This is a genomic window from Mesorhizobium sp. M8A.F.Ca.ET.021.01.1.1, assembly GCF_003998025.1.
Taxonomy (GTDB): Bacteria; Pseudomonadota; Alphaproteobacteria; order Rhizobiales; family Rhizobiaceae; genus Mesorhizobium.
Map to the genome: position 1 here is coordinate 1 of NZ_RZSJ01001139.1, position 235 is coordinate 235.

General features: G+C 64.3%; 1 protein-coding gene. It reads right to left on the reverse strand.

Annotated elements, in window-relative coordinates:
* Nucleotides 1–235 (reverse strand): hypothetical protein (locus EOA36_RS38730; protein WP_245464590.1); only part of this gene is annotated, 235 nt, incomplete at both ends.

The window sequence follows — 235 nt, forward strand, 5'->3', positions numbered from 1 at the left end:
CCGGAGCAACTGGCTCGACCGGAGCAACTGGCTCGACTGGAGCAACAGGCTCGACTGGAGCAACAGGTGATACCGGTGCGACTGGCTCGACCGGTGCAACTGGCTCGACCGGAGCAACTGGCTCGACCGGAGCAACTGGCTCGACTGGAGCAACAGGCTCGACTGGAGCAACAGGTGATACCGGTGCGACTGGCTCGACCGGTGCAACTGGCTCGACCGGAGCAACTGGCTCGAC